This is a genomic window from Allobosea sp., assembly GCF_030695125.1.
In the GTDB taxonomy this organism is placed as follows: domain Bacteria; phylum Pseudomonadota; class Alphaproteobacteria; order Rhizobiales; family Beijerinckiaceae; genus Allobosea.
Window position 1 is genome coordinate 298,780 of sequence record NZ_JAUYTP010000008.1, and the last position, 25,622, is coordinate 324,401.

25 protein-coding genes and 1 pseudogene are annotated in these 25,622 nt (G+C 68.7%); 12 read left to right on the forward strand and 14 right to left on the reverse strand.

Going from position 1 to position 25,622, the window contains the following annotated elements; all coding sequences use genetic code 11:
- Positions 1–99 precede the first annotated feature (99 nt).
- From Q8S38_RS02685 to Q8S38_RS02695, 3 genes are all read right to left on the reverse strand, one after another.
- Positions 100–720: a DsbA family protein gene (locus Q8S38_RS02685; RefSeq protein WP_371125818.1), complete on the reverse strand. Its 621-nt coding sequence runs from the start codon at positions 718–720 to the stop codon at positions 100–102.
- A gap of 125 nt (positions 721–845) precedes the next feature.
- Positions 846–1,343, reverse strand: a complete 498-nt coding sequence (locus Q8S38_RS02690) for a DUF721 domain-containing protein (RefSeq protein WP_305678867.1) — start codon at positions 1,341–1,343, stop codon at positions 846–848.
- Positions 1,344–1,399: 56 nt separating this feature from the next.
- Positions 1,400–1,888, reverse strand: coding sequence for a hypothetical protein (locus Q8S38_RS02695; protein WP_305678868.1), 489 nt, complete (start codon positions 1,886–1,888; stop codon positions 1,400–1,402).
- Between the two features lie 195 nt (positions 1,889–2,083).
- Here Q8S38_RS02695 and Q8S38_RS02700 point away from each other — a divergent pair, with 195 nt between their 5' ends.
- The gene (locus Q8S38_RS02700; protein ID WP_305678916.1) at positions 2,084–3,205 is read left to right on the forward strand and encodes a PA0069 family radical SAM protein; all 1,122 of its coding nucleotides are present in this window, start codon (positions 2,084–2,086) and stop codon (positions 3,203–3,205) included.
- 24 nt (positions 3,206–3,229) lie between these two features.
- Here the strand turns inward: Q8S38_RS02700 and Q8S38_RS02705 are convergent, their stop codons facing one another.
- Positions 3,230–3,538: a HigA family addiction module antitoxin gene (locus Q8S38_RS02705; protein WP_305678869.1), complete on the reverse strand. Its 309-nt coding sequence runs from the start codon at positions 3,536–3,538 to the stop codon at positions 3,230–3,232.
- A 7-nt stretch (positions 3,539–3,545) separates the two neighbouring features.
- Positions 3,546–3,842, reverse strand: a complete 297-nt coding sequence (locus tag Q8S38_RS02710; RefSeq protein ID WP_305678870.1) for a type II toxin-antitoxin system RelE/ParE family toxin — start codon at positions 3,840–3,842, stop codon at positions 3,546–3,548.
- 110 nt (positions 3,843–3,952) lie between these two features.
- Here Q8S38_RS02710 and Q8S38_RS02715 point away from each other — a divergent pair, with 110 nt between their 5' ends.
- Complete coding sequence (locus Q8S38_RS02715; RefSeq protein WP_305678871.1) at positions 3,953–4,564, forward strand: ribonuclease HII; 612 nt, start codon at positions 3,953–3,955, stop codon at positions 4,562–4,564.
- Positions 4,565–4,805: 241 nt separating this feature from the next.
- Positions 4,806–6,005: a site-specific DNA-methyltransferase gene (locus Q8S38_RS02720; RefSeq protein ID WP_305678872.1), complete on the forward strand. Its 1,200-nt coding sequence runs from the start codon at positions 4,806–4,808 to the stop codon at positions 6,003–6,005.
- Between the two features lie 7 nt (positions 6,006–6,012).
- On the opposite strand, the gene mutY is transcribed toward Q8S38_RS02720, so the two are convergent.
- From mutY to Q8S38_RS02755, 7 genes are all read right to left on the reverse strand, one after another.
- Positions 6,013–7,071 carry an A/G-specific adenine glycosylase gene (gene mutY, locus Q8S38_RS02725; RefSeq protein ID WP_305678873.1) on the reverse strand — a complete coding sequence of 353 codons (1,059 nt, stop codon included), beginning with the start codon at positions 7,069–7,071 and terminating at the stop codon, positions 6,013–6,015.
- A gap of 50 nt (positions 7,072–7,121) precedes the next feature.
- On the reverse strand, positions 7,122–7,520 hold the full coding sequence (locus Q8S38_RS02730) for a GFA family protein (RefSeq protein WP_305678874.1): 399 nt from the start codon (positions 7,518–7,520) through the stop codon (positions 7,122–7,124).
- Positions 7,521–7,587: 67 nt separating this feature from the next.
- Entirely contained in the window at positions 7,588–9,804 is a 2,217-nt protein-coding gene (locus Q8S38_RS02735; protein ID WP_305678875.1) for an ATP-binding protein, read from the reverse strand.
- Positions 9,805–9,830: 26 nt separating this feature from the next.
- Positions 9,831–10,334 carry a putative pterin-binding protein gene (locus tag Q8S38_RS02740; protein WP_305678876.1) on the reverse strand — a complete coding sequence of 168 codons (504 nt, stop codon included), beginning with the start codon at positions 10,332–10,334 and terminating at the stop codon, positions 9,831–9,833.
- A gap of 32 nt (positions 10,335–10,366) precedes the next feature.
- Positions 10,367–11,443: an HD domain-containing phosphohydrolase gene (locus Q8S38_RS02745; protein ID WP_305678877.1), complete on the reverse strand. Its 1,077-nt coding sequence runs from the start codon at positions 11,441–11,443 to the stop codon at positions 10,367–10,369.
- 203 nt (positions 11,444–11,646) lie between these two features.
- The gene (locus Q8S38_RS02750) at positions 11,647–13,047 is read right to left on the reverse strand and encodes a sensor histidine kinase (RefSeq protein WP_305678878.1); all 1,401 of its coding nucleotides are present in this window, start codon (positions 13,045–13,047) and stop codon (positions 11,647–11,649) included.
- A complete protein-coding gene (locus Q8S38_RS02755) occupies positions 13,044–13,721 on the reverse strand; it encodes a response regulator (protein ID WP_305678879.1) in 678 nt (225 codons plus the stop codon). Before Q8S38_RS02755 ends, Q8S38_RS02750 begins: the two co-directional genes overlap by 4 nt.
- Positions 13,722–13,972: 251 nt before the next feature.
- Here Q8S38_RS02755 and Q8S38_RS24980 point away from each other — a divergent pair.
- Positions 13,973–14,473 (forward strand): annotated as a pseudogene (locus tag Q8S38_RS24980) (class I SAM-dependent methyltransferase); the annotation flags it as partial.
- A 285-nt stretch (positions 14,474–14,758) separates the two neighbouring features.
- Here Q8S38_RS24980 and ypfJ read toward each other — a convergent pair.
- Complete coding sequence (gene ypfJ, locus Q8S38_RS02765) at positions 14,759–15,652, reverse strand: KPN_02809 family neutral zinc metallopeptidase (protein WP_305678881.1); 894 nt, start codon at positions 15,650–15,652, stop codon at positions 14,759–14,761.
- A 60-nt stretch (positions 15,653–15,712) separates the two neighbouring features.
- Positions 15,713–16,567 carry a uracil-DNA glycosylase gene (locus tag Q8S38_RS02770; protein WP_305678882.1) on the reverse strand — a complete coding sequence of 285 codons (855 nt, stop codon included), beginning with the start codon at positions 16,565–16,567 and terminating at the stop codon, positions 15,713–15,715.
- 215 nt (positions 16,568–16,782) lie between these two features.
- Between Q8S38_RS02770 and Q8S38_RS02775 the strand changes: the two genes are divergently transcribed.
- From Q8S38_RS02775 to Q8S38_RS02810, 8 genes are all read left to right on the forward strand, one after another.
- Positions 16,783–18,462 carry an electron transfer flavoprotein-ubiquinone oxidoreductase gene (locus tag Q8S38_RS02775; RefSeq protein ID WP_305678883.1) on the forward strand — a complete coding sequence of 560 codons (1,680 nt, stop codon included), beginning with the start codon at positions 16,783–16,785 and terminating at the stop codon, positions 18,460–18,462.
- Between the two features lie 480 nt (positions 18,463–18,942).
- On the forward strand, positions 18,943–20,733 hold the full coding sequence (locus tag Q8S38_RS02780) for a tetratricopeptide repeat protein (RefSeq protein WP_305678884.1): 1,791 nt from the start codon (positions 18,943–18,945) through the stop codon (positions 20,731–20,733).
- Positions 20,734–20,921: 188 nt separating this feature from the next.
- Positions 20,922–21,908, forward strand: a complete 987-nt coding sequence (locus Q8S38_RS02785) for a 4-(cytidine 5'-diphospho)-2-C-methyl-D-erythritol kinase (protein WP_305678917.1) — start codon at positions 20,922–20,924, stop codon at positions 21,906–21,908.
- 110 nt (positions 21,909–22,018) lie between these two features.
- Positions 22,019–23,071: a hypothetical protein gene (locus Q8S38_RS02790; RefSeq protein WP_305678885.1), complete on the forward strand. Its 1,053-nt coding sequence runs from the start codon at positions 22,019–22,021 to the stop codon at positions 23,069–23,071.
- A 117-nt stretch (positions 23,072–23,188) separates the two neighbouring features.
- A complete protein-coding gene (locus Q8S38_RS02795) occupies positions 23,189–24,445 on the forward strand; it encodes a DUF2254 domain-containing protein (protein WP_305678886.1) in 1,257 nt (418 codons plus the stop codon).
- A gap of 131 nt (positions 24,446–24,576) precedes the next feature.
- Positions 24,577–24,750 (forward strand): hypothetical protein, encoded by a 174-nt coding sequence (locus tag Q8S38_RS02800; protein WP_305678887.1) that lies wholly within the window; start codon positions 24,577–24,579, stop codon positions 24,748–24,750.
- A complete protein-coding gene (locus tag Q8S38_RS02805; RefSeq protein ID WP_305678888.1) occupies positions 24,747–24,947 on the forward strand; it encodes a hypothetical protein in 201 nt (66 codons plus the stop codon). Before Q8S38_RS02800 ends, Q8S38_RS02805 begins: the two co-directional genes overlap by 4 nt.
- 85 nt (positions 24,948–25,032) lie before the next feature.
- Positions 25,033–25,458, forward strand: a complete 426-nt coding sequence (locus tag Q8S38_RS02810) for a DUF421 domain-containing protein (protein WP_305678889.1) — start codon at positions 25,033–25,035, stop codon at positions 25,456–25,458.
- The last annotated feature ends 164 nt before the right edge of the window (positions 25,459–25,622 follow it).

The following is a 25,622-nucleotide window of genomic DNA, read 5'->3' on the forward strand; positions in this document are numbered from 1 at the left end:
CGGGATCCATTCCGGAACGGTTCAGGCATGGATCCCGGATCGGCGCGGCTGCGCCGCTGGTCCGGGATGACCGCGCGGATGGTTGGAGGCCAGCCGCCCTCAGCCCGCCAGGAGCGGCTCGAGGATCTTGTCGAATTCGGCCATCGAGAGCGCACCTGAACGCTTCTGCCCGTTGATGAAGAAGGTCGGCGTGGAATCCACGCCGGCCTTGGCTCCACGATCCTTCACGACTGTGACGGCGTCATAGATATCCTGCCTTTTCAAGCAGGCTTCAAACGAATCCTGTGTGAAACCGGCCTGTTTGACCATGGTCGAGAGCGCGTCGACCGGCTTGTCGGTGAAAGCCCAGACCCGCTGCTGGGCGAACAGCAGATCGGTCATCGCGACATATTTGTCGTTGCCGTTGCAGCGCGCCAGCATGAAGCCGGCCGTCGCCAGCGGGTCGAGCGGGAATTCGCGCAGCGTGAAGCGCACCTTGCCGGTGTCGATGTACTTCGCCTTCAGCGCCGGCCAGGTGTCCTTGTGGAAGGTCGCGCAATGGCCGCAGGTCAGCGAGGCGTACTCGATGATCGTGACCTTCGCGTCGGCCGAGCCGATCCAGACATCGCCGAGCGGGCCGGGCGTGGCCAGATCGGCCTGGGCCCGCGCGGCGGGCGCGCCCAGCATCGCGGTGGCCGCGAGCCCGGCTGTCGCCGTCAGAAGCTGTCGCCTGTTCGTCATCGTCGCTGTTCCCGAGAAGTGCAGAGGTTTGGAAGTGCAGAGGCTTGAAAGCCGGCATGCGGTTGCGCGGACCATAGAGGCAGCGACGATTGTGGCAAGATCGTCACCGCGCAGGCGGCGCCCGCTCACGAAGCCGTGTCGATGGCGCGGCGCTTCGTGTTCTGGGCAACATGGACACCAAGTCGTGCCAGCGCCGCCCGCAGATCCGGATCCGCGATTCCGGCGACCTGCTCGCCCACGCGCGCCGCCAGCGCCGGGTCGGGCGGCGGTGGGGCACGCCGGGGCGCCGGCGCCTCGACCGGGCCCTGCTTGAGCACGAGCTTGCCGACCGCACGCCAGCCGAGATGGGTGTTGACCCGCTCCAGAACGATCGGCGCGAGCTGCTGCATTTCGAGCGCGAACGCGCTTTCGACCCGCACCACCATCGTCGCCGGCTCGGAGGCTTCGCCCGGGGCGGGTCGGCGGCGCGGCCAGTCGATCTTCAGCGGCCGCGTCCGCGCCGCCAGGCGTTCGCCGACGATCTCCGGCCAGAGCGAGACCACGGCGCGCCCGGCAAAGCCCTGCGCGGCCAGCGCGGGCGCCAGCAGCGTGTCGATCAGATCGGCGAGGGGTTTGACGGCCATGAGTCATTCTGGGGCGGCGGGGCAGGGGGCGCAAGCCGGCCGGTCCGCCCGCTTGGTCAGCCGGCGGCGCGCTCACGCCCGACCGAGAGCCGCTGCGGCGTCGCGCCCAGGCGCCCCGCCAGCGCATGGCCCTTGGGCAGGATCAGCCCCGGCCGCAGCCGGCGCGGCCCCAGCGACAGGCCCGCCCGCTCGCGCAGCGAGCCGGAGAGGCCGCGCAGCGGGATCAGCGCCGGCCGCTGCGGGGCGAGAATGAGATGGCGCTCGACCGCCTGCGCCCAATGCAGCTCCGGCACGTCGCCGGCTTCGAGCAGGAAGAGCCAGTCCCCGCGCGCCTGGGCGGCGCCGGCGAGCCAGCTTTCCGCACCGTCGGCCCGCAGATAGCTCGCGCCTGTCCCGTCGGCGAGGCGCTCGACATCGGCCGTCCCCACGCCGTCGATCACCACGGCATGGCCGAGGAAACCGTCGGCGACGGCCGGAATCAGGACGGAGAAGGTCGCGGCGAGCGCCTCAGTCGAACCAGCGACGCGTATGACCGCAGTGAGCATACGCAAACCCATATGACGCAGCGCAGCATGTCGCAATCCTGTCACTTGCAATCTGTTCCCTTTATGTTCACATAGATCGACACCGAATCCGCCGATTCCCGGCGAGGATCAGGCAGGTCCAGCGCCATGCGCCAGAGCACACCCTCGTCGAGGCCGATTTCAGCGCAGCCGCTGAAGCAGCACGGCAGCCTGCCGATGGCGGTCTCGGCGCGTGTGGCGCCGGTCGAGCCGCTGGCCTATGCCGGCCACCGCATCGACCCCGAGCGTCGGCGTGGGCGCGGTGCGACGATCAATCCCGGCGGGCGCTACGAGGCGCAGCAACGCATCAGCGAGGATGATGGCTGGGGCTCGCTGGGCGAGCTCGAACCCTTCAAGACCGAGGTCGCGGTCGAGAAGCCCCGGACGATCATCACGAAGAACGATTCCCCGGATATCTCCTTCGACCGCTCGATCAACCCCTATCGCGGCTGCGAGCATGGCTGCGTCTACTGCTTCGCGCGGCCGACCCATGCCTATCTCGGTTTGTCGCCGGGTCTCGATTTCGAGAGCAAGCTGACCGCCAAGCCCGACGCCGCGCTCCTGCTGGAGAAGGAATTGTCAGCGGCCTCCTACCAGCCGCGCACCATCGCGATCGGCACCAACACCGACGCCTACCAGCCAATCGAGAAGAAGCTGCGGATCATGCGCAGCATCCTCGAGGTGCTGGAGCGCTTCAACCACCCGGTCGGCATCGTCACCAAATCGGCGCTGGTTCAGCGCGACATCGACATCCTCGCGCCGATGGCGGCCAAGGGGCTGGCCAAGGTCGCGATCTCGCTGACGACGCTCGACCCCAAGGTCGCGCGCGGCATGGAGCCGCGCGCTGCCTCGCCCGCCAAGCGGCTGGAGACGATCAAGGCGCTGACGGATGCCGGCATCCCCGTCACTGTGCTGGTCGCCCCGATCATCCCGGCGATCAACGAGCACGAGATCGAGCGGATTCTGGAAGCGGCGCAGGCGGCCGGCGCGCGCGAGGCCGGCTATGTCCTGCTGCGCCTGCCGCTGGAGGTGAAGGACCTCGTCCAGGACTGGCTCCTGACCCACCATCCCGACAAGCTGCGCCATGTCGTCTCGCTGATCCGCTCGACCCGCGACGGCAAGGATTACGACGCGGCCTGGGGCCAGCGGCAGGTGGGCTCGGGCCCTTACGCCTGGATGATCGGCCGGCGTTTCGAGATGGCGGCCGAGCGTTTCGGCTTCAACGGCGCGCGGACGCGGCTGCGCAGCGACCTGTTCGTGAAGCCGGAGAAGGATAAGGCGCAGTTGAGCCTGTTTTGAGCCGGTCGCTCGTGACGTTTGAGATCAGGCCGCGACCTCCAGCGGCTGTGCCCGCTCGATGCGGGCGCGTTCCGCGGGCGAATGCAGCGTCTCCCAGAGATCGGTCCGTCGCTGCACATTGAGCCAGAACTCGGCGGAATTGCCGAAGACGCGGGCGAGGATGAGCGCGGTGGCGGCCGTCAGGCCCCGGCGATCCCGGCAGAGTTCGTTGACATGCTTGCGGGGCACGCCCATCGCCTGGGCCAGCCGAATCTGCGTCAGCCCCAACGGCCGCATGAACTCCTCGACCAGGATTTCGCCGACCGTGGCGGGTTTGCGTTTCGTCGTCAGCATGGGCCACCTATCGATAGCTGTGGTCGTCGAGATACAGGCCGCGCGCCTCGCCGCGGCGCCCGTCCCAGGCAAAGATCAGCCGCCACTGTTGGTTGACCCGGATGCTGTGCAGCCCATCCAGCGCACCCCGCAGTTTCTCGAAATGGTTGCTCGGCGGCACGCGCAGATCAGAATCGGTCGCCGCGTCGTCGATCATCTGCAGTTTGCGGAACAGGCGCGCCTCGATCTCGGGCGGAATCTGTTTCGCGTGGACGTCATCGACGAAGAAGGCCCGCAGCCAGTCATCCCGAAAACTGACGATCATGCCATTCTCCGCCTGAGATGATGTACCATATCATGGGTCACATCTCAAGCCGTGACGACAGGGCTGACGCTCTTGTTGCGTGCGCCGCCTCTGCGGCATAAGCCCCGGCCATGACCGCCACCTTTCATCGCGAGACCCACGCCATCGCCCGCGGGCTCTGGCCGCTCGCCGGGGTCGATGAGGTCGGGCGCGGGCCGCTGGCCGGGCCGGTGGTGGCGGCGGCCGTGATTCTCGATCCGCAGGCGGTGCCGGACGGGCTCGACGATTCGAAGAATCTGAGCGCGGCGCGGCGGGAGGAGCTGTTTGCGCTGATCGCGCAATCGGCGCTCGCCATCGGCGTCGCCAGCGCGACCGCCGCCGAGATCGACGTCATCAACATCCGCCAGGCGACCCTGCTGGCGATGCGGCGCGCCGTGGCGGCGCTGGCGATCAGGCCCGTTTGTGTGCTGGTCGACGGCAATGATCCGCCCGTGCTGCCCTGCGCCTGCGAATCCGTTATCGGCGGCGATGCGCAGATCGCCTCGATCGCGGCGGCCTCGATCATCGCCAAGGTGACGCGTGACGCGATGATGGCGCGGCTGTGCGCGCGTTATCCGGCCTACGGCTTTTCCGCCCATGCCGGCTACGGCACGCCGCAGCATCGCGCCGCCCTGCTGGCGCAGGGCCCCTGTCCCGAGCACCGCTATTCCTTTGCGCCGGTGAAGGGCGTCTGGCGGCGGTAAGCCGGCATCGGAACCACGCCGTCATCCCGGATCTCCGCTTCGCTTCGTCCGGGATGACCCGCGCGTGTTGCACGGGAGAGAGGCGTTAACTCCGGATTAGCAATTCCCCATATCCGCCAAGGGGCTGGGCAATAACTGCAGCCCCAGAATGGGACGCATTTTTTTCGTCCCGGAAACGCGGCTTTTACCCTGACTGGCCAATATCGCGACTGTTCAAGTTGCGTAACGGTCTTGGGGCGTCATGGGTATTTTGCGTACCGGGACCACCAGCGCCGCCGTCCGGATTCAAGTTTCGCGTACCGGACGGCCCGCGCTGCAGTCACCGATCAAGGCGCCCCGGATCAAGCCGGCAAGCCTCCCGGTCGAGCTTCCGCTCGACCAGATTCTGGTGGGCGACTGCATCGCCGCCATCGAACGTTTGCCGGCGGCCAGCGTCGATCTCGTCTTCGCCGACCCGCCCTATAATCTCCAGCTCGGCGGCGATCTGCGCCGTCCCGACGACAGCCTCGTCGATGCCGTCGACGACGACTGGGACAAGTTTTCCTCCTTCGCCGAATACGACGCCTTTACCCGCGCTTGGCTCTCGGCCTGCCGCCGCGTGCTGAAGCCCGACGGCGCGCTCTGGGTCATCGGCAGCTACCACAACATTTTCCGCGTCGGCTCGATCCTGCAGGATCTCGGCTTCTGGATGCTCAACGACATCGTCTGGCGCAAGGCCAACCCGATGCCGAATTTCCGCGGCCGGCGCTTCACCAACGCGCATGAGACGCTGATCTGGGCGGCGCGTGGCGAATCCTCGAAATACACCTTCCATTACGAGGCGCTGAAGGGTGGCAATGACGACCTCCAGATGCGCTCGGACTGGTATCTGCCGCTCTGCACCGGCGAGGAACGGCTGAAGGACGGTAGCGGCGCAAAAGTCCACCCGACGCAGAAGCCCGAGTCCCTGCTCGCCCGCGTCATGCTCTCGGCCAGCAATCCCGGCGACGTGATCCTCGATCCGTTCTTCGGCACCGGCACGACCGGGGCCGTGGCCAAGGCGCTCGGCCGGCATTTCATCGGCTGCGAACGCGACGGCACTTATGCCACTGCTGCCCGCAAGCGCATTGACGCGGTCACGCCGCTGCCGCCAGAGGCCTTCGCGACCGCGCCCTCCAAGCGCAGCGAGCCACGCGTTCCCTTCCTCGCGCTCGTCGAGGCCGGGCTGGTCAAGGCCGGCGAGACCGTCACCGATGAGAAGCGCCGCCACAAGGCGATCATCCGCGCCGACGGAACGCTGCTGCTGGACCCGGCGGTGGGCTCGATCCACAAGGTCGGCGCGCTGGCGCAGGGGCTGCCGAGCTGCAACGGCTGGACCTTCTGGCATGTCGAGCGCGCGGGCGGGCTGATGCTGCTCGACGTGCTTCGCGGCGAAATCCGGGCGCAGATGGCCGCGACCTGAGAACGGATCAGGCGTCTGCGCGGCTCCTAATTCCCGCCGTCTCCAGAACCTTCAGCATCACGCTGGAAAAGGGCTCCTCGCCCAGCGCCGCGAGCAGCGTGAACCGCATCCCCTCCGGAGCCTGCGTCCGCGCCGGCGCGCTCGCCCTGAACACCGTCAGCTCCAGCGGGAAATGCGTGAAGACATGGCGCACCGGGGGGCCAATCTGCTCCCAGCGCGTCACCACCGGCGCATCCTGCCAGGCGCCGTCCAGCTCGTAATCGGCGCGCCAGTCGCTCGTCGGCACCTCGGCCATGCCGCCGAGCAGCCCCTTGGGCGGGCGGGTGCGCAGCAGCAGCGCGCCGTCCTCGCGCTGCAGCACGAAGGCCGCGCCGAACCGCATCGCACCGGCCTTCTTGGCGGCCTTGCGGGGAAAGCTCTCCTGCGTTCCCGCCTGTCTCGCTTGGCAGGGCTCGCGCCAGGGGCACAGGCCACAAGCCGGGTTGCGCGGCGTGCAGATGGTGGCGCCGAGATCCATCAGCGCCTGCGCGAAATCGCCGGGCCTGTCCTGAGGCATCATCGCCAGCACGCGCTCGCGCACCAGCGGGCGCGCGCCTGGCAATTGCTCCTCGATCGCGAAGAGCCGCGTCATTACCCGCTCGACATTGCCGTCCACCGCCGCGGCCGGCCGGTTGAAGGCGATCGCCGCCACGGCGCCGGCCGTATAGGCGCCGATGCCGGGCAGGGCGCGCAGGCCTTCCTCGCTGTCGGGAAAGCGCCCGCCATGCTCGGCGACGACGGCGATGGCGCAGGCATGCAGGTTGCGGGCGCGGGAATAGTAGCCGAGCCCGGCCCAGGCCTGCATCACCTCTTCCGACGGCGCGGCGGCCAGCGCCGCCACCGTCGGAAAACGCGCCATGAAGCGCTCGAAATAGGGCTTCACGGCGGTAACCGTGGTCTGCTGCAGCATGATCTCGGAGGCCCAGACCCGGTAGGGGTCGGCGCTCTCGCCGGGCCCGGCGCGCCAGGGCAGGGCCCGGCGGTGGCGGTCGTACCAGGCGAGGAGGTCGGCGGCTGCAGGGCTCATCGGCCGGGTCTATAGCCGCCCGGTGCGCGCCTGCAAGCGGCTGCCGCCGCTCAATCCTGTTTGGGTCGGTCGCGTGCGTGCTGCGAGGCCTCGGCCTGGGGCGCGAGCCAGTGTTCGCGCCGGATGGTCCAGAGCTCGTAGCCCGGTGCGATGGAACTCGGCCCGCCATCCAGCGTGCCGAGCTTGATCTCGATTTCGTCGGACCCCTCTTCCCAGCAAAACAGCGAGGATCCGCAGTGCGGGCAGAACCGGTCGCCCCCCGCGCGGCTCTGCCAGCAGGCGAGATCGCCCGACAGCGTCACGCTCGCCCGGGGCCAGACGCCGAAGAAGGAGAAGGCCGATCCCGACGACTTCCGGCAGCTCTCGCAATGACAGAGCCCGGTGCGGATCGGCTCGCCCTCGATCGCATAGCGGACCTGCCCGCAATTGCAGCCACCGGAGAGTGTCATCGCCATCCTCGCACGCGATCGCCCATCGAGCATCCTGCAATGAGGGTACACCCTTCGCCCGGGCTCGCTAGCGGGCGCCGCGTTGGAGCGGGGCATGCGCCGGCATGGCCTCCGGTGCGGCGTCGTCGGCATCGAGCGCCAGGACCGTGCGCAGCAGAACCGTCTGCAGCGCCGCCAGGTCCACCGCCTCCTGGGCTTCGGCCGAGCGCTGGGCTGCCTGGGCCGCGGCCTCGACGGCGCTGAAGCCCAGCGTTGCGGCGACGCCCTTGAGCGTGTGGAACTCGCGGATGGCGACGCGGGTCTCGCCGCGGGCGCAGGCCTTGCCGGCTTCCGCGACCATTCGCGTCGCGTCCTCCCAGAAGCCGCGCGTCAGTTCGTCGAGAAGGGCGTCTCCGACCTCGCGCCGCAATTCCGCCCGCGCGCCCTGGTCGATCAGCGCGGGCCCGCTGTCGGGATCGCGCGATCCTGCCTGTGCCGGCGGCGCGCGCTCCTCGGCGACCATGGTGTCGACGCGCAGCCATTTGGCGAGGATCGCCGCGATCTTCTCCCGGTTGATCGGCTTGGCGACGAAGTCGCTCATGCCGGCCTCCAGGCACGCCTCCCGGTCGCTGGCGAACGCATTGGCCGTCAGCCCGACGATCGGGAGATCGGCCAGGCCCCGCGCGCGCATCATTTGCGTCGCTTCCAACCCGCTCATGACGGGCATCTGCATGTCCATCAGGACCAGATCGTAAGGGGTGGCGCAGGCGAGATGGACGGCGATCTCGCCATCGGGCGCATGATCCACCGCGACGCCGAAGCGCTGCAGCAGCTCGCGCGCCACGGTGAAGTTGACGAGATTGTCTTCCGCCACGAGCACGCGGCCGGAAAACGCGCCGGCAGGGAGGGCGTCGGGCCGGGGTTGCGCCTGCCCTTGCGAGGCCATTACCGGGCCGACCGGCAAGGTGAACCAGAAACGGGTGCCGCCGCCTTCGCGCGGACTGACGCCGATCTCGCCGCCGAGCGCGCCGATCAGCCGCCGGCAGATCGCCAGGCCGAGACCCGTGCCGCCGAAGCGTCGGTTGATCGTGATGTCGAGCTGGCTGAAATCCTGGAACAGCCGGTCGCGGGCCTCCTGCGGAATGCCGATGCCGGTATCCTCGATCTCGACATGCAGCCGGTCCGCCGCCAGGGTGCAGACCACCCTGACCCAGCCCGTATCGGTGAATTTCACCGCATTGCCGACGAGGTTGAACAGAATCTGGCGCAGCCGCGTCGCATCCGTCGTGACGAGTGCTTGCGGGTTGTCGACATGAAGCGCGATCCCCTTGTCCTGCGCACGCTGCCCCATCACGTCGCCGACGGCGGAAAAGACCTCGCCCAGCTCGAACGACGCCATCTCGAAATCGACCGCGCCCGATTCGAGCTTCGAAAAATCGAGGATGTCGTCGATGAGCGCCAGCAGCGTGTCGCTGCAGTGGCCGATGATCCCGAGCTGGTCGCGCTGGCCCGCGCTCATGGTGGAATCGCGCATCACGTCCACCATGCCGATGATGCCGTTCAGCGGCGTCCGGATTTCATGGCTCATGGTCGCCAGGAAGATCGACTTGGCGCGCGCGCCCGCCTCGGCCCGCCTGGCCGCATCCGCATTCTCGTTGCTCAGCCGCTCGAAGCGTCGGCGGGCGCTGCGGATGAAATAGAGCTGGACCGCAAGATAGACCACGATCAGGCCCAGCGACGCGATCAGCGCCGTCAAGGCGTTGGCGAGCTGGCTGTAGGCCGCACCCAGCTCGGCGCGGTCCTGCACCCGGATGCGCGACTGGGCGAGATTGGAGACGTTCAGCAGCCGCTCGGAAACCTGCGCCATGGGATCGAGCGCGACCAGCAATGCGGCCATGTCCGAAGGGCCGGCCTGGTCCAGCGCATCGACCAGCGGCGCCAGCGCCAGTATGCGCTGCCTCGCCTCTCGCGCGAGGATGGTGATCTCGATGTCCTGGCCGAACTTCGTGGCGTAGTGGTCGCTCGTGAGCACGGTGGTGCGGCTGTAGAGAATGTCGTAGCGCAGGGTCACGTCGGCGCGCCGGTCGCTGGAGAACCCGGCGTCCAGTTCGCGGACCGCGTGGACGAGCTTCTTGACCTCCCGATCGAGCTGGTAGGCAGCCCAGACGACGTCCTCCCGCACGCTTTCGTCGCTGGCGCGATGGCGCGTTCCCAGCGCGGAGAACGTCGACAGCACGACGCCGCCGAGCAGGAGGCTGACGCAGAGCAGCGCCAGAATGCCGATGTTGAGCAGCCGCGTCTGCATCAGCTGCAGCCTCTCCCGTTGGCGCTTCAGCGCACCTCGATCGACTTGAGCTGCCAGGCCGACCGGCCGAAATAGAGTTCGTTGTACAGGCTCGGCTCCTCGTCGAAGGGGTAGATCACGAAGAGCGGGCCCTTCTCGCGCACGGAGATCGGCTTGCCGTCAATTTTTGTCGCCAGGATCACCGGCCATTTGCGCAGATCGGCGACCGGGATCTCGACGGCATAGTCGTTGAGCGCGGTGACCCGCAGGACGGTCCCGGTCGCGCCGACCAGATCGAGCAGGGCGGCGCCGAGCGGCCCCTCGAAGCGGGTCTTCTGCGGATACCAGGGCGTCGTGGCGACGGTCACCCGGCTCGGCAGGGCCTCCAGCATGGCGGCGTCGAGCGTCACGCCGGCCGGGCCGTTGCTGTTGGAGATCTTGCCGCTGACGGTCAGGATGACCGGGCCTTTGGGCGTAGGAATGTCCGCGGCGGTCGCCAGGCTGGCGGTTCCCAGCAATGCGAGGCAGACGATGAGGAGACGCTTGAGCATGGGACGATCCCTTGGGTGACGGGTGCGCGACATCAGCTTGCGAGCGCGACGGGGGTGACGGGAGCCGGCGAGGCGGCCTGCGACGAGGGGGCCTGCATCAGGGCCGCGATCTTGTTCCAGTTCGCCTCGAAGGCCGCCACGCAGGCGGGATCGAAGTGGCGGCCTGAGCCGGACCGGATGAAGGCGCGCGCCGTCTCGATCGGCTGTCCGGGCCGGTAGACCCGGTCGGCGCAGAGGGCCTCGAAGACATCGGCCACGGCCGCGATCCGGCCTTCGATCGGGATGGCGTCGCCGGCCAGCCCGCGCGGGTAGCCCTGGCCGTCCCAGCGCTCGTGATGGGAGCTAGCGATCCGCTCGGCGCAGCGCATCAGCGCCGAGCGCCCATTCGCCAGGATGGCCTCGCCGATCGAGACATGCGTGCGCATCACGGCCATTTCCTCGTCGCTGAGGCGGGAGGGCTTCTGCAGGATGTGATCGGGGATGCCGATCTTGCCGACATCATGCATCGGCGCAGCCGCATAGATCGTGTCGCACTGCGTCTCATCGAGGCCCAGCCCCTCGGCGATCAGCCGGCACAGCGCCGCCATCCGCGCGACATGGTCGCCGGTATGGCCGTCGCGGCACTCGATTGCGCGCCCCAGGCGCCTGGCCATGTCGCGCTGACTTTCGGAGAGCTCCCGCGTCGCCTGCCGCACCGCCTGCGCCAGCCAGGTGGCCTTGTCGCGCATCGCCGTCTGCGCCTCGCGCAGGTTGAGCAGGTTCTGCACCCTCACGCGCAGCTCGACCGGCTCGATCGGCTTGCGCAGGAAATCGGTCGCGCCGGCATCCAGCGCCGCGATCCGCGTCTCCCGCTGCTCGGCGGTGGTGACCATGACGATCGGCTGGTCGCGATGGTTCGGCAGTTGCCGCAGGGCCTGGATGAAGGCGATGCCATCCATTTCAGGCATCATGTAGTCGACCAGCACCAGGTCGAACTCCGTGCTTCCCGCCGCCTCCAGCGCCTCCAGCGGATTGGAGAACACGAAGATCGCGTGATTGCCGATGTTGTGCACGATGCTGCGCAACAGCATCAGATAGGTGTGGTTGTCGTCGACGATCAGGACCTTCATGCGCGGTGGCCCGCGACGATGGATCTCGCGCCGCGATCGGCCGAGCGGCCCTCGGTGGGGCGGCGACGACAGGCCAGGGCAAACAACATGGACAAGCCTCTCGCAACGGAAACTTATGATCCCGCAATAATAGCGTGACGTCGCTGATAGGCTTCGAAACTTAAAATAAGTTCAATTCAATCTCAGAAATGACGACGACTACGTCACTTTTGTTCTCGCAGGCCGCCTGTCGCCGCTCGCCTGCCGGCTTCGGCGCGCGGACCGTGGAACCGCATCGAGACGAGGGCGCCGCCGCCGGGCGCATCGGCGATGCTCACCTGCGCCTGATGGGCTTCCGCGATGCGCTTGACGATGGCCAGGCCGAGGCCGGTGCCGCCGAGATCCGAGGCCGCGCCGCGCCAGAAGCGCTTGAAGACGGCCTCGCGACGGTCTGCGGGAATGCCGGGTCCGTGGTCGCGCACGCTCGCGAGGCCGTTCTCCTGAACGCTGAGGGTGACCTCGGTTCCGGCCGGCGTGAAGCGCAGGCCGTTGTCGACGAGGTTGCGCAGCGCATGGGCTATGGCGTCGGCATCGCCCATGACGGGGCAGGAATCGGGCCCCTCATAGGCGATCTGCCGCCCCGCCGCGATCGCGATCGGGGCCATGTCGGCGGCGACGGCGCGGGCGATGGCCGCAAGGTCCGACTGCATCGCCGGATCGACCACCAGCGTATCCGCCTGGGCGGCCGAGAGCATCTGCTCGACGAGCCGGGTCAAACTCGCGACGTCGTCGCGCAACGGGTGCGCGCCGGGTATCTGCGGCAGCTGCGCCACGCGGGCGGAGAGGACGGCGAGCGGAGTGCGCAGGGCATGGGCAGCCTCGGCGGTGAAGGCGCGTTCGGCCTCGAGCGCGTCTTCGAGCCGGCCGAGGGCGTCGTTGATCGCTTCGACCATGTCGAGGATCTCGGCCGGCAATCCCGCCGTCGGCAGGCGCCGCGTCGTCGTGCCGTGGCCGGTCTCGCGGGCGGCGCGGGCGGCCTCGATCAGCGGCCGCATCGACTGCCGGACGGTGACGATGTTGACCAGCAGCAGGCAGACGGCAAAGGGCAGCAGCGCGACGAAGACATGCACGAACAATTCGTCGAAGAAGACGAACAGCACGAGGCGCGAGGGGTCGCCGACCGAGGCAAAGCCGATCCGCGCCGGGCGTCCGCCGACGACGACTTTCTGCGAGCCGACGAGCACGGTGCGCCCCTGGTGTTCCACGCTCGACGAGGCGGCGTCGGACGCGGCGACCCCCGCCCAGACGTCTGGGGACACCAGGCCCGGATTGGCTTCGCTGACCAGCCGGCCGTCATGGTCGAGGATCCGGTAGGCATAGGCGTCCGGATAGTCGCGGAAGTCGTCGATGAGCCGGTCCCCCGGCGAGAACCGCAGCGCGCCATCGGGTCCGCGCGAGAGTGCCGCCTCGATCCGGCTGATCTGCCGGAAGATCTTCGCGCGCTGGAGTTCGTCCCGATCCAGGCTGTAATAGCCCATCACCAGGGCGATGTTGACCAGCGTCAGCAGCACGCTGCCGAGGACCAGCCGGCGCGTCAGGACCGTGATCAGCGAACGCGGCGTCACCGGGGCGCCTCCGTCAGGAGATAGCCGACGCCTCGGACCGTGTGCAGAACCACCTTGGCGCCGGCCTCTGTCAGGCATTTGCGCAGGCGCGACACGGACGCCTCCAGCGCATTGGGCCCCGGCGCTTCGTCGATCGTGTAGATCGCGGCCTCGATGGCGGGGCGCGGCACCACCTTGCCGCTGCGCCGCATCAGCACCTCCAGGACATCGACCTCGCGTCGGGCGATCGCGAGCGGCTGGTCGCCGAGCAGGGCGGCCCGGCTGACGGTGTCCAGCGTCAGGTCGCCGCAGGTCAGCTGCCCGCCGAGGAGCCCGCCGGGGCGTCGCAGCAGGGCCCGGCAGCGCGCGGCGATCTCCGCGGGCGCCGCCGGCTTGCCGAGATAGTCGTCGGCGCCGCGGTCGAGGCCCGCGATGCGCTGGTTGAGGCCGGTCTGGGCCGTCACCACCAGGATGGGAATCGCGAGGCCCTCACGGCGCAGCCGGGCCAGCAGCGTCAGCCCGTCGCCGTCCGGCAGGCCGAGATCGAGCACGATGACATCGGGCGGCGTCACCGCGAGCAGTTCTTCCGCCGCGCGAACCGAGCGCGCGACATCGACGCGGAAGCCTTCGCTTTCGAGATGGCGGCTGGTGAGGTCGGCGAGGGCGCCGACGTCTTCGATCAGCAGCAGCTTCATTCATCAGGACTCCGTCAGGCAGGAAACCTAGGCCCGGTCTGTAACGTCACAACCAGGTCTGCTTCATGCACGGGATCGCCGCCGCTCTTCTCAGCCATGTCCCTCTCGTCGCCTACCCCTATCGTGGCGAGCGTCGTCCCTGCAATCTCTGCGGCGAGACGGCGATGACCGTGGTCTGCCGCTACGACCGGCGCCTGAAACCGCTGACCACCGTCAGTTGCGATGGCTGCGGCCTGCTGCGAACCGACCCGATGCCCAGCGAGGACGAACTCGGGCGGTATTACGCCTCGAACTACCGTCTCGATTACCAGCTCGCCCGCAACGGCGCGCCGCCGCGCCTTCATGTCAAGCGCAGCCGGGCCGAGGCATCGGCGCGCTTCGATCTGCTGGCAGGCTATCTGAGCCCGGGCTCGCAGGTTCTCGATCTGGGCTCCGGCTCGGGCGAGTTCCTCGACATCCTCGCGAAGGCCGGCCACGAGGCGACGGGCATCGAGCCGGGGCGCGATTTCGCCCGCTATGCCCGCGCGACCTATGGCGCCTGCGTCATCGGCGCCTCCTGGCAGGACGCCGATCTTCCGGCCGCATCCTTCGACCTGATCTCGGCGCAGCATGTGCTGGAGCATCTGCGCGAGCCCGTCGATGCGCTCCGCCGCCTGGCGCACTGGCTGGCGCAGGACGGGTTCATCCATGTCGAGGTGCCCAATGCGGCGGCCGCACGGCCCGATCCACTGCAGCAGTTTCACTTCGCCCATATCCACCATTTCACGCCCGACACCCTGATCACGGCGGCGGAATGCGCCGGGCTCGCCCTCCAGGCGGGTGGTCATCCCAGCGCCACCACGATGATCTTTCGCAAGCGTGCGCCGGGCGAGGCGCCGAGTCGGCCCGTGCCGCTCCCGGCCGGGCCGCCGTTGCAGCTCGGCACGCTGTCCCCGTCCAGCTACCTTCTCTCGGGGCGCTGGGCGATGAACGCGGTCCGTCGCGCCCGCAGCTTCCTGCGCGATGTCGGCCGCCCGTCACCCGTGGGCCGAGCCGGCTCAGACCTGGGCGGGCTTGAAGGTGTCGCAGCTCTGCATCGAGCCCGTCCGGAACCCGGTGCTGAACCAGCGCTGGCGCTGGGCCGAGGAGCCGTGGGTGAAGGAATCGGGCACGACCTGCCCGCGCGAGGCCTTCTGCAGCATGTCGTCGCCGATCGCGGCGGCGGTGCGCATCGCCTCCTCGATGTCGCCGGCATCGATGCGCCCCATCGCCTGGATGTTGTGGGCCCAGACCCCGGCGAAGCAGTCGGCCTGCAGCTCGACCCGCACCGAGATCGCGTTCGCCTCCCGCTCGGATGAGCGCTGCTTCAGCTGGTTGGCCTTGGGCAGGATGCCGAGCAGGTTCTGGATATGGTGGCCGACCTCGTGGCCGATGACATAGGCGTAGGCGAAATCGCCGCCGCCACCGAGCTTGCGCTGCATCTCCTGGAAGAAGGACAGGTCGAGATAGACGCGCTTGTCGGGCGGGCAGTAGAACGGCCCCATCGCCGACTGGGCCGTGCCGCAGGCCGAGCTCGAGACCCTGTCGAAGATCACCAGCCGTGGCGGCTCGTAGCGCATGTTCGCCTGCTGCGGCAGAAGCTTGGTCCAGACGTCCTCGTTCTGCGCCAGCACGGCCGAGACGAAGCGGCCCATCTCGTCCTGCGGCGGCCCCGACGAACGGCGCGTCTCCTGCGTCGGCGCCTGCCGTCCGCCGATGCCGCCGATCAGTTCCGCCCCGCCGATCAGCAGCCGCGGATCGATGCCCAGCGCCCAGCCGACGAGCCCGAGCACGACCATCGTGCCGATGCCCAGGCCACCGCGCCCGCCGGGAAGCCCGGCGAAATCGCCGCCGCCCCCGCCGCCGCGCCGGTCCTCGACATTGTCGGACTGGCGATAATCTTCCCACTGCATGGCGTCGTCCCCGTAACCCTGCCGGCAATCTCTACGGAGAGGGGGCCGGAACTCAAGCGGTCAGTCAACCCGCGCCGTCGGCGCCGGTTCCGGCGCCCCGCCGGCCGCTTCGAGCGCGGCCTTCAGCGACCGCATGTCGCGCCAGGCCAGCCGCTTCTGCAGGGGCTGCCGCAGCAGATAGGCCGGGTGCAGCGTCGCCATCGCCCGGATGCGCCGGGTGCCGGTGTCGTATTCGGACCATTTGCCGCGCGACGCCAGGATGCCGGTGAGCCCGAGCAGGCCCTGCGCCGCGGGGCCGCCGACGCAGACCAGGATGTCGGGGTTCGCCAGCTGGATCTGGCGCTGAATGAAGGGCAGGCAGATCGCCACCTCCTGCGGGGTCGGCGTGCGGTTGCCCGGCGGCCGCCATGGCAAAAGATTGGCGATGTAGACGTCGGTTTTGCGCGCGAGTCCGATCGCGCCCAGCATCCGGTCGAGCAACTGGCCCGAGCGACCGACGAAGGGCAGGCCGACGCGGTCCTCGTCGGCGCCCGGCGCCTCGCCGACGATCATGACCCGCGCCTGCGGGTTGCCGTCGGCAAAGACGAGATGTTTCGCGGTGGCCTTCAGCGCGCAGCCCTCGAATCGCGCCAGCGCCTCCTTCAGGGCCTCCAGCGTCGGGGCCTCCTGCGCCATCGCCCGGGCGGTGACCGCCGCGTCCTCGGGGGCCGTCGCGGCGGCGGCGTTGGGGCGTGCGTCGAGGGCAGGGCTCTGTCCGGCGCGCGGCGGCAGCGTCGGCCGGGGGCGCGAGGGCTCGCTCGTGGGCTGTGCGGCCGCGAAATGGTCGTGCGGCGTCTCGTCCAGCGCCTCGGTGATGCCCATTTCGGCATACCAGGCGACAAGCTCGGCGGGGGAGGGCGCAAGGGCGAGAGACATCGGCGTCTGTCTAGCATGGCGCAGTGCGACTTCGCGAGCCGATCCGGTTGCAAATTGAACCCCGCGCTTGGATAGAGGGTTTCCAGAGTGCCGCCCGGCGCGCCTTGAAGCGGCGGGGGCGATAGTTTACATATGAACTAATTCGATTGGGGCTGAGTGCCTGTTTTGGCGCAGGCAGCAGCGCAGGTCTCAAGCGCACGGTTTCGGAGGGCAGGATGAATCTCGAACAGGCACAGGCCGAACCGCGCGAGAGCATGGATTACGACGTCGTCATCGTCGGGGCCGGCCCGGCCGGGCTCGCGGCGGCGATCCGGCTGAAGCAGCTCGACGAGAACGTTTCCGTCGTCGTGGTCGAGAAGGGCGCCGAGGTCGGCGCGCACATCCTCTCGGGCGCGGTGATCGATCCCTCCGGCCTCGATGCGCTTCTGCCGGATTGGCGCGAGGACGAGGCCTGCCCCCTGACCACGCAGGTCACCGAGGACATCTTCTACTTCCTGACCGAGCCCAACGGCATCCGCCTGCCCAATGTCGGCATGCCCAAGCTGATGAACAACCACGGCAATTTCGTCGGCTCGCTCGGGCTGGTGACGAAATACCTCGCCGCCCGGGCCGAGGCGCTCGGCGTCGAGATCTACCCGGGCTTCGCTGCGGCCGAACTGCTCTTCGACGACGGGGGCGCGGTCGTCGGCGTCGCCACCGGCGACATGGGCATCGCCAAGGACGGCACCGTCTCCGAGCGCTACACCCGCGGCATGGAGCTGCGCGGGCGCTACACGCTGCTGGGCGAGGGCGTGCGCGGCTCCCTCTCGAAGATCGCGATCCGCCAATACGGCCTCGACGCCGGCCGCGAGCCGCAGAAATACGGCATCGGCCTCAAGGAAATCTGGCAGGTCGCACCGGAGAAATTCGTCAAGGGCCGGGTGCAGCATTCCTTCGGCTGGCCGCTCGACGGCTCCACCGGCGGCGGCTCCTTCCTCTACCATTTCGACGACAACCTGGTCTCGGTCGGCTTCGTCGTGCATCTCAACTACGAGAACCCGACGCTCTCGCCCTTCGACGAGTTCCAGCGCTTCAAGACCCATCCGCTGATCCGCGACCTGTTCGAGGGCGGCAAGCGCCTGTCCTATGGCTCGCGCGCGATCAGCGAAGGCGGCTGGCAGTCGGTGCCGAAGCTCTGCTTCCCGGGCGGCGCGCTGATTGGCTGCTCGGCCGGCTTCGTCAACGTTCCCCGCATCAAGGGCAGCCACAACGCCGTCGTCTCCGGCATGCTGGCGGCCGAGAAGCTCGTGCCAGCGCTGGCCGCCGGGCGCGCCCATGACGAGGTCGTCGAGATCGAGACCAGCTGGCGCGAGAGCGCCATCGGCGCCGATCTCAAGCCGGTGCGCAACGTCAAGCCGCTCTGGTCGAGATACGGCACGCTGGCCGGCATCGCGCTGGGCGGCATCGACATGTGGCTGAACCAGCTCTTCGGCTGGTCGCCCTTCGGCACGCTCAAGCACGGCAAGCCCGACTACGCGACGCTGAAACCCCTGAGCGAGGTCAAGCCGATCGTCTACCCGAAGCCCGACGGCAAGATCTCCTTCGACAAGCTGTCTTCGGTCTTCCTGTCCTCGACCAATCACGAGGAGGATCAGCCGGCGCATCTGAAGCTGACCGATCCGTCGATCCCGATCGAAAAGAACCTGCCGCTCTATGGCGAGCCGGCGCGGCTCTACTGCCCGGCCGGCGTCTACGAGGTGGTCTACAAGGATGCGGACGCTAAGACCGAGCCGCGCTTCGTGATCAACGCGCAGAACTGCGTCCACTGCAAGACCTGCGACATCAAGGACCCCGCCCAGAACATCACCTGGACGGTGCCCGAGGGCGGCGGCGGGCCGGGCTATGCGAACATGTGACGTGGCCGCTCATCGCAGCCGGACATGAAAAAGGGGGCGTGCCGGCTGGCGCGCCCCCTTTTGTCTGGCGCCGGCCGGGGCCGGCGCAAAGACGATCAGCCCTTGCGGGTCACGGCCGGGGTCGGCTTCTGCGGCTGGGCGCAGCCGGCGGCGAAACCGGCAAGCAGAGCGACGGCGGCAACGCTGAGAACGAGCTTCTTCATGGGGGCAATTCCTGTACGAATCGTGATGGCGGGGTACAACGCAAGTATCGTAGCGCCAACAATCCTGACGATACGATAAAGAATACGACATGACGCTACGGCGCTTTACGGTTTTGCGACACTGTGGCACGCCGGCTACGAAACCGCCCCTTTCGCCCGGCGAAAGGCTTGCCCGCCTGCCTGGAAACCGCCATCTTGCCCGACTACGCGAAGCGGTCACGGTCGCGCTGAACAGACCACGCCTCACGCGACGATCGTGGCGGCGGACCGAGGGAGAATGGCTGTCGTGGTATTGCGAATGAAGAACCGTGGCGCGCTCACGGCGGCGGCCTTGGCTTTGCTGCTGGCCCTGCCGGTCGGCGCGGCTGCGCAGGGTGCAACGCCGCGTCCCAACGAGCAGCTCGAGCCGGCCGAAAGCCTCGAGGGCAATTATCTGGCGGCGATCGTCGCCGGTGCCGGTCGCGATCTCGGTGCGGCTTCGGTTTTCCTGCGCGAGGCGATCAAGGGGGATCCGCAGAACAACGATCTGCTTGAGCGCGCCTTCGTCGCCTTCCTCGCCGATGGCGCGATGACCGACGCCTTCCGCGCCGCCGACAAGCTGATCCAGCGCGATCCCAGCAACGGGCTGGCGCAGCTCGCCATCGGCATCCGCGCGCTCAAGCAGAAGAACTACCAGACCGCCCGCAACCATCTCCAGCGCGGCGGCCGCGGCCGCGCCGCCGACATCACCGCGACGCTGCTCTCGGCCTGGTCCTATCTCGGCTCCGGCCAGACCAACCGCGCCATCGAGACGCTCGAGCGCCTCAAGGGCGAGGCCTCCTACAACCTCTTCCGGGATTATCACGCCGGCCTGATCCTCGACGCCGCCGGCCGCAAGGCCGATGCCGAGAAGCGCCTGAAGAGCGCCTATGATTCGGAGAAGACGACGCTGCGCCTGGTCGATCTCTGGGCCCGGATGCAGGCGCGAAACGGCGATTTCGAAGCCGCTGCCGTGACCTATGGCGAATTCGACCGGCTCTTGCCCAATCACCCGATCATTCGCGACGGTCTCGCCAAGGTTGCGGCCAAACAGGCTCCGCCGCGCCAGGTCGGCAACGCCCAGCAGGGCGCGGCCGAAGTACTTTACGGCCTCGCCAGCGCCGGCAACCGCCAGGGCGACGAGGCGGCGGCCCTGCTGTATCTGCGGCTGGCGCTCTATCTCGACCCCAACCACGACCTCGCCATCCTGACGCTGGGCGACATCCTGGAGCGCGCCCGCCAGCCCGAGGACGCGGTGGCGGTCTACGAGAAGATGCCGGTGACCTCGCCCCTGCGGCCCAATGCCGAGATCCAGGCCGGGCTCGCGCTGGAAAATCTCGGCCGCTCCGAGGAGGCGGTGAAGCACCTCACCGGGCTGATCAGCGAGCGGCCCGACGACATCGACGCGCTGTCGGCGCTGGGCAATGTCTACCGCTCGCGCAAGATGTTCCAGGAGGCCGCCGACACCTACGACAAGGCGATCGCCAAGCTCGCCTCGCCGGGCCGCGCCAACTGGGACCTGTTCTATTTCCGCGGCATCGCCCGCGAGCGCATCAAGCGCTGGCCGGAGGCCGAGGCCGATCTGCGCAAGGCGCTCGAACTCCTGCCCGAGCCGCTCGGCCGCGAGCGCGCGCTGGTCCTGAACTATCTCGGCTATTCGCTGGTCGACCAGCATCTCAAGCTCGACGAGGCGCTCGACATGCTGCGCCGCGCGGTCGAACTGCGCCCGCGCGACGGCTACATCATCGATTCGCTCGGGTGGGCCTATTACCGGCTGGGACGCTACACCGAGGCGACGCGCGAACTCGAGCGCGCCATGGAACTGCGCCCGTCCGATCCGGTGATCAACGATCATCTCGGCGACGTCTACTGGAAGACCGGGCGCAAGCTGGAGGCCGGCTTTCAGTGGAACCATGCCCGCGACCTCAATCCCGAGCCTGAGGATCTGGTCAAGATCAAGCGCAAGATCGAGCGCGGCATGGAGGACGGCCCCAACGCCAACGTCGTCGAGCCGAAGGACCCGGCCGAGCCGAAGAAGGATGGCGGCTGATCTTCAGCCCGATTTCGCTCGGCGCCTTGTCTCCCTCGCCGTCATCCTGGACAAGCGGCAGAAGCCGCGCAGCTCCGGGATCCATCATAGGACACGACAGCGCCTGATGATGGATCCCGGGACGACCTTCGGTCGCCCAGGATGACGCCGTGTTTCCGCATGTCACCGTCAAGCTCGGGCACACGGCATTGCAAGCTCAACCGACCGGCGATCCCCCCCTCACCACCCGCGCCCGCGCCAAGATCAACCTGACCCTGCGCGTGCTCGGCCGCCGCGTGGATGGCTATCACGAGCTCGAAAGCCTCGTCGCCTTCGCAGGCACCGGCGACGCCCTTTCGCTCGTTCCCGGTCCTGACCTCTCGCTCACCATCGACGGCCCGCGCGGGCAGGGGCTGCCGGTCGACGACAGCAACCTGATCCTGCGCGCAACGCGCGCGCTCGAAGCTGAAACCGGCCCGCTCCGGACCGGCCATTTCCATCTCGTCAAGCGCCTGCCGGTGGCGTCGGGCATCGGCGGCGGCTCGGCCGATGCGGCCGCCGCGCTGCGCCTGCTGGCGCGGCTCAATGGGCTCTCCCATGACGATCCCCCGCTGCTGCGGGCGGCGGCTGCAACCGGCGCCGACGTGCCCGTCTGCCTCGCCTCCCGCGCCCGCATCATGGCCGGCATCGGCGAGCGGCTGGGCCCCCCGCTGACCCTGCCGCCGCTGTTTGCGCTGCTGGTCAATCCCGGTGTGCCGGTCGAGACCGCGCCGGTGTTCAGGGCGTTGGCCGCTCCCCCTTTGTCTCCCGCTTTGATGGGCGGTGCCCCGTCGTCATTGCGAGCGCAGCGAAACAATCCAGGAGCGGCAGTGCCCGACGCCCCCCTGGATGGCGTCGCGACGCTCGCCATGACGCTTGGCGCGACCGGAACCGGTCCAGGCACGGCCGCCGCGCTGATCGCCGCCCTCAGCGCTGCGGGCAACGACCTCGAAGCCCCCGCCCGCCGCGTCGCTCCCGTCATCGACACGGTGCTCGCCGCCCTGCGCGCCCAGCCCGGCTGCCGCCTCGCCCGCATGTCCGGCTCGGGCGCGACCTGCTTCGCCCTGTTCGACGACTGCCGCGCCAGCGCCGCGGCGGGGAGGGCACTGGCGAGGAGCCATCCCGGGTGGTGGGTGAAGGCGACGGTGCTGCGGTGAGGGGCGGCGGGCGGGCGACAGCGCCTGTTGCCGCGACGCGCGCCCATCCGTAATCTCGTCTGCGATCTGGCGACCGCTGCGAAGTGAACTGCACGACAGGGGGCCGTCTCATGCGTATCATGCTGGTTCTGGTCCTGATGGTCGCGGCCGTCGCAGCGCGTGCCGCGCCGCTCGATGATGCGATCTCCGCCTGGCTCGCCGATGATGACGCGGTGGCGCTGCCCGCCCTGTCGGCCCTCGCCCAGGCCGGCGATGACGATGCGATGCTGGCCCTGGGTGTCATCGAGCCCCGTGCCTGGGAGGGGCCTTATGTTCAGGGGCTGGACCGCGCGCAGCGCATCGCGGTGCTGCGCCGGCCGGGCGGTCTGTCCGGCGAGAGCTGGCTCGCGAGCGTCACGGTCCGCCGCCCCCTGGCGGAGGCGGTCCTCCAGGCCCGGCAGAAGGGCGACCCCTGGCCCTTGATGGCGCTGGGCCAGACCGATGCGGCGCGCGGCGCGCTGGCCATGGCCTTCAACCAGAACCCGTCCTCGCTCGCCGAAAGCGCGTGGCAGAGGGATGTTCCCGACGCGCTGCGCGGCCTGGTCTGGCGGGGCGCCGCCCTGCGCCTGGCGCGAACAGTCTATCCGACCCCGCCTTCGCCGGATGTCGAGCGAAGCCTGCGCGCCGTCGTCGCACAGGCCTTTGCGCCGGAATGGAGCGGCAGCCTCCAGCAGATGCTGTTCTTCAGCGGCGAGCCTGACCTGGGTGTCGGCATCCCCGTGCCCCAGGCGGCCAGTCTCGTGGGCCGCGTCCTGCGTCAGGGGCGTCTCCTGGCCGAAGGCGACACCCGTTTCAGGAGCGCATCCGAGCCGGCGCGCGACCGGGCGCTCGCCGCGGCGCGCACCCTCCTGACCACGGCTCCCGAGGCCGCCGCCGTGCGACAGTTCTGCACGCCGTCCTGTGAACAGACCCTCGACAGCTGCGTGGAAACGCTTTGGTCGTTGACGGGCGGCGCCGACGCACAGGCCCATCTCCATACGCCCCTCGATGCGCTGATCCCCCAGAACCGCTATGTCGGGAGCCCGCGCCATCGCGGCGACATGATCCGGATGGCACAGAAGCGCTTCCGCACGGCCCCGCCCGGCATCGACGCCTGCGCGGCAAAACTCGTCTTCGGCGGGTGAGGGCGGCCCGGGCGCGAGTTGCTCCGCCCTCCGAGCCGTTCGCGGCGCAACCCTTCCGCAACAGCTGCGTTGTCAGCGGTGCGCCCTCCTGCGCTGCCCCTCTGACGGACCCCTCCCATGACCTCGCGCTTTCTGTGGCATGTCTCCCAGATCACGCGGCGGATGTGGTTCCGCGCCAGCCTGTTCTCCATCCTGGCGGTGGTCACCGCGCTGGCGGCGATCGTGCTGGCGCCCTACATCCCGAGCGACCTGCCGACCAAGATCGGCGCCGACGCCGTCGACAACGTGCTCGGCATCATCGCCTCGAGCATGCTGGCGGTCACGACCTTCTCGCTGAGCACGATGGTCGCGGCCTATGCGGCGGCGACCAGCAACGTCACGCCGCGCGCGACCAAGCTGGTGATGGAGGACACCACGACCCAGAACGTCCTGGCGACCTTCATCGGCTCCTTCCTCTACAGCCTCGTCGGCATCATCGCGCTGAGCACCGGCGCTTATGGCAGCACCGGCCGCGTCGTCCTGTTCGTCGTCACCGCCGGCGTCATCGTCCTGATCGTGGTGACGCTGCTGCGCTGGATCGATCACCTGTCGCGCCTGGGTCGGGTTACCGAGACCACGGCGCGTGTCGAGAAGGCCGCGACGCAGGCGATGCGCCTGCATTGCAAACAGCCATATATGGGCGGCAGTCCTCCGGCTGATATCCCGACCTCAGCCCGGCCGATCTATGCCGCAAAGATCGGCTATGTGCAGCATCTCGACGTCGGGGCCCTGTCGGACATCGCTGAGGGCGGCAAGGGCCGGATCCATGTCTGCGCGACGCCGGGCGCCTTCGTCACGCCGGTCGATCCGATCGCCTTTGCTGAGGGTCTCGACGTCGCCGAGAAGAAGAGCGAGATCCGCGCCTGCTACACGATCGAGGATGTCCGCTCCTTCGATCAGGACCCGCGCTTCGGTGCCTCCGTGCTGTCCGAGATCGCCTCGCGCGCCTTGTCGCCGGGCATCAACGATCCCGGCACCGCGATCGACGTCATCGGCCGGGCGGTCCGCATCCTCGCGATCTCGGCTGAACCCGCCGATCCGCAGCAGGAGGTGGCGTTCCCCCGCGTGAATATCTCGCGGATCGGACTGGATGATCTCTTCGACGATCTCTTCACCCCGATCGCAAGGGATGGCGCCGGCGTCGTCGAAGTCGGCGTCAGGCTGCAGAAGGCGATGCTGGTCCTCTCGCGGCTGGGGCCCCCTGAATTCGCCCAGAACGCCGCGCGCCATTCGACACTGGCTTTGCAGCGCGCGAGCCACGGCCTGACCCTGGAGCAGGATCTGGCGATCCTGCGCGATCTGGCGGCGCAGGTCGGTCGGGAGCGATCCCGCTGATCGCGGTCGTCGGATAGACGGTCGCACGGAGCCTTTCGGCAACTGAGGGGTTGTCCATATGTCGCTCCGCTCCGGCGGAGCCGTTAAGGGAGGCTACCATGCCAGCAGGACAGTCCAGCGGAACCGGCGCCATGACCGAATTGCAGGACGAGGACGTCCGCAAGGACGACATCTTGAGCAATCGCGACAAGGCGCAGCGCCCGCCTGATCAGGGCCTCGATGGAAAGGGCGTGCAGGTCGACGAATACAAGGACATGCCCACTAACCGGCGGCCCACGCCCGACAGCGAGGAGCCGTCATCATGAGCACGGACAAGATCAAGCCCCAGCCCCTGACCGATGCCGACAAGGCCAAGCAGGACGCGCAGACCAACCGTCCTGGATTCGACCTCGGCGGCGCCAAGGGCAAGGACAGCGCCGGTCGTGGCCTCGGGCTGGGCACCGACGCCAAGGACGACCGTGAAGGACAAAGACTGCCGCGCAACGGCGATAAGGCGCCGTGAAACGCCAGCGGAAGGCTGACGCGTGAACTGGCAGGGTATGCTGTTTCAGGACTGGGAGGGCGTCGTTAGGACGCTCTTCGTCGGCGTGCTGGCCTATGTCGTGCTTGTGGCGTTTCTGCGGATGTCCGGCAAGCGAACGCTCGCGAAGCTCAACGCCTTCGATCTGGTCGTGACCGTCGCGCTGGGATCGACCCTGTCGGCCATCCTCCTGCAGGAATCGATCGCGCTCGCCGAGGGCGCTGCCGCGTCGGCGTTGCTGATTGCGATGCAGTATTCCGTCGCCTTCCTGTCGGTCCGCTGGCAGGGCTTCGCCAAGCTCGTTCGGTCCGAGCCGAGTCTGCTGATCCGCAACGGCGACTTTTGTGATGCCGCGCTGCGGTCCGAGCGTGTCACGCGCGATGAGGCTGTCGGCGCGATCCGCGCGGCCGGGGGAAGGGCCGTCGAGGATGCCAGCTTCGTCATCCTGGAGAGTGACGGCACGATGAGCGTGGGGCTTCGGTCCGCAACCTGAACGGCGCCCGCGGGGATAATCCTGCACCCCTATCCCCGCCTGCCACCCCCATGCCTATGCTCCCCCCGCTGCACCCGACCAAGGGGGCTGTCGCGAGGCATCGTGCGGCCGGGTGTGGTGGCGGGTTTCGGGAGGCGTCGCCGTCGCGGGCGGGGGCTCCCGGA

Coding starts and splice junctions, on each gene's coding strand:
- Q8S38_RS02685 (WP_371125818.1), bottom strand. CDS start 720: ATGACGAACAGGCGACAGCTTCTGACGGCGACAGCCGGGCTCGCGGCC.
- Q8S38_RS02690 (WP_305678867.1), bottom strand. CDS start 1,343: ATGGCCGTCAAACCCCTCGCCGATCTGATCGACACGCTGCTGGCGCCC.
- Q8S38_RS02695 (WP_305678868.1), bottom strand. CDS start 1,888: ATGCTCACTGCGGTCATACGCGTCGCTGGTTCGACTGAGGCGCTCGCC.
- Q8S38_RS02700 (WP_305678916.1), top strand. CDS start 2,084: ATGGCGGTCTCGGCGCGTGTGGCGCCGGTCGAGCCGCTGGCCTATGCC.
- Q8S38_RS02705 (WP_305678869.1), bottom strand. CDS start 3,538: ATGCTGACGACGAAACGCAAACCCGCCACGGTCGGCGAAATCCTGGTC.
- Q8S38_RS02710 (WP_305678870.1), bottom strand. CDS start 3,842: ATGATCGTCAGTTTTCGGGATGACTGGCTGCGGGCCTTCTTCGTCGAT.
- Q8S38_RS02715 (WP_305678871.1), top strand. CDS start 3,953: ATGACCGCCACCTTTCATCGCGAGACCCACGCCATCGCCCGCGGGCTC.
- Q8S38_RS02720 (WP_305678872.1), top strand. CDS start 4,806: ATGGGTATTTTGCGTACCGGGACCACCAGCGCCGCCGTCCGGATTCAA.
- mutY (WP_305678873.1), bottom strand. CDS start 7,071: ATGAGCCCTGCAGCCGCCGACCTCCTCGCCTGGTACGACCGCCACCGC.
- Q8S38_RS02730 (WP_305678874.1), bottom strand. CDS start 7,520: ATGACACTCTCCGGTGGCTGCAATTGCGGGCAGGTCCGCTATGCGATC.
- Q8S38_RS02735 (WP_305678875.1), bottom strand. CDS start 9,804: ATGCAGACGCGGCTGCTCAACATCGGCATTCTGGCGCTGCTCTGCGTC.
- Q8S38_RS02740 (WP_305678876.1), bottom strand. CDS start 10,334: ATGCTCAAGCGTCTCCTCATCGTCTGCCTCGCATTGCTGGGAACCGCC.
- Q8S38_RS02745 (WP_305678877.1), bottom strand. CDS start 11,443: ATGAAGGTCCTGATCGTCGACGACAACCACACCTATCTGATGCTGTTG.
- Q8S38_RS02755 (WP_305678879.1), bottom strand. CDS start 13,721: ATGAAGCTGCTGCTGATCGAAGACGTCGGCGCCCTCGCCGACCTCACC.
- ypfJ (WP_305678881.1), bottom strand. CDS start 15,652: ATGCAGTGGGAAGATTATCGCCAGTCCGACAATGTCGAGGACCGGCGC.
- Q8S38_RS02770 (WP_305678882.1), bottom strand. CDS start 16,567: ATGTCTCTCGCCCTTGCGCCCTCCCCCGCCGAGCTTGTCGCCTGGTAT.
- Q8S38_RS02775 (WP_305678883.1), top strand. CDS start 16,783: ATGAATCTCGAACAGGCACAGGCCGAACCGCGCGAGAGCATGGATTAC.
- Q8S38_RS02780 (WP_305678884.1), top strand. CDS start 18,943: ATGGCTGTCGTGGTATTGCGAATGAAGAACCGTGGCGCGCTCACGGCG.
- Q8S38_RS02790 (WP_305678885.1), top strand. CDS start 22,019: ATGCGTATCATGCTGGTTCTGGTCCTGATGGTCGCGGCCGTCGCAGCG.
- Q8S38_RS02795 (WP_305678886.1), top strand. CDS start 23,189: ATGACCTCGCGCTTTCTGTGGCATGTCTCCCAGATCACGCGGCGGATG.
- Q8S38_RS02800 (WP_305678887.1), top strand. CDS start 24,577: ATGACCGAATTGCAGGACGAGGACGTCCGCAAGGACGACATCTTGAGC.
- Q8S38_RS02805 (WP_305678888.1), top strand. CDS start 24,747: ATGAGCACGGACAAGATCAAGCCCCAGCCCCTGACCGATGCCGACAAG.